Source organism: Deferrisoma palaeochoriense (genome assembly GCF_054656955.1).
In genome coordinates this window covers 1-208 of sequence record NZ_BAAHXI010000242.1, presented here as the reverse complement: position 1 = coordinate 208, position 208 = coordinate 1, and the positions used below count along the sequence as shown (strand labels likewise).

Sequence of the window (208 nt, the reverse complement as noted above, 5' to 3'; positions counted from 1 at the left end):
TAGCCGGATTCTGGTGGCGCTCTCGGAGATGGTGAAGACGGGCGGTCTGGGCGATGACATCTCGGACCTGCCGGTGGCTGGGGCGGCGCCGGAGTACATGAGCGAGAAGGCGATCGCGATCGGGCACTACTTCGTGGCGAGCGGGGTGTTCACGGTGTTTGGGGTGACGTTCCCGTTCATCGAGGGCACGAAGTGGGCGGAGTACGTG

Annotated in this window: 1 pseudogene; it reads left to right on the top strand. The window is 64.9% G+C overall.

From position 1 onward, the window contains the following. Positions 1-208, top strand: a pseudogene (locus ACYQ8L_RS18865) (anaerobic carbon-monoxide dehydrogenase catalytic subunit); the annotation flags it as partial.